This is a genomic window from Bartonella sp. AD328YNZD, assembly GCF_042196425.1.
The window spans coordinates 1-1118 of record NZ_JBHIQG010000558.1 but is presented as its reverse complement, the minus strand read 5'-3'; the positions used below and the strand labels follow the sequence as shown (position 1 = coordinate 1118).

Genomic DNA, 1118 nt, shown 5'->3' with positions numbered 1-1118 from the left:
ATCGTAGGCAACTAATAAAATTTCATTGGAATTTATAAGAATTGGCTTATCCATAATTTTTCCTCCCTAACGCCTCTTGGCGATTGTTTGTGCGTGGTTTGTATAATTACTTATATAACTATAATTATAAAACAGCAAGCGAAAAATTATAAAAAGTTATATTTTTTATAAAAAATATTATAATATCTTACTGAATAAGAGGGGAGGATAATTAGCGATAAGTCCGAATCATCTTGCTGTAAGAACTTATTGGCAAAATAGCAAATATTTCTCCAACCCACACAATTTTAACATTCTTAATAGGTAAGGCATTCCAAGAAAGCAGATCTATTTCACCATTCATGCCCCTGCTAATCTGCTTTATATATCTTTTATTATCATGTGTTAAAATAACGGCTTCTTTGCCAAAAAAGGATTCTATTGTTTTAATTTGGCGCCGTCTTACGATAACCATATCTCCATCTTTATAGGCTGGAATCATAGAATCTCCTTTAACTTCAAAAGCAACCATATCATCAGGTAAAGCAAAAGGAATTTCTACTTGTTCAAGACCATCTTCAGGGATTTGTTCAAAACTTGGATCTATCTGTGTTCCTGCTCCAATATACCCCATAAGAGGAACAAAAGTTGTGAAGTGATTATCCCCTTTTAGTTCTTTATATAATTCTAAAATGGCATCTCTATTAGAGCCGCGTGGATCAGAATCTTTTAACCACTTAGACACTGAAGCTTGTGTTACGTTTAGCCGTTTGGCTACATCTTCTTGCGTTAAGTTAAACTCGGTCAAAATCTTTTTTAATGTGTTTATAATATTAGATTTATTACTCATACTTCTGCTTACCTTATTTTTTTATCGTTGATAAAGATAAATTTCATTGACTTTATATAACTATAATTATATGAATAAAGTAAGGCAAAGCTGTAATTGGAGCTTGTAAATGGATCAACGAGAAGATTTTAAGAATTTGACTAAGTCAATACGGGGCAAATTTAATTGGACACAATCAGAAATGGCGAAAATGCTTGGTGTAACTCAAGCAGCTGTTTGCAAGTGGGAAAAAAGAGGATCTATCTCCGTAATAAATTATCTAAAGCTGCAAAAGTTGAAGGATAGTTCT

At 32.3% G+C, this 1118-nt stretch carries 2 protein-coding genes; one reads left to right on the top strand and one right to left on the bottom strand.

The genetic code is table 11. The features are described from left to right. Positions 1-211: 211 nt before the first annotated feature. Positions 212-829: a helix-turn-helix transcriptional regulator gene (locus ACFIO3_RS13650; RefSeq protein ID WP_375607534.1), complete on the bottom strand. Its 618-nt coding sequence runs from the start codon at positions 827-829 to the stop codon at positions 212-214. Between the two features lie 109 nt (positions 830-938). Between ACFIO3_RS13650 and ACFIO3_RS13645 the strand changes: the two genes are divergently transcribed. Then, positions 939-1118, top strand: a 180-nt coding sequence (locus ACFIO3_RS13645) for a helix-turn-helix transcriptional regulator (protein WP_375704642.1), incomplete at its 3' end; no start/stop codon positions are given.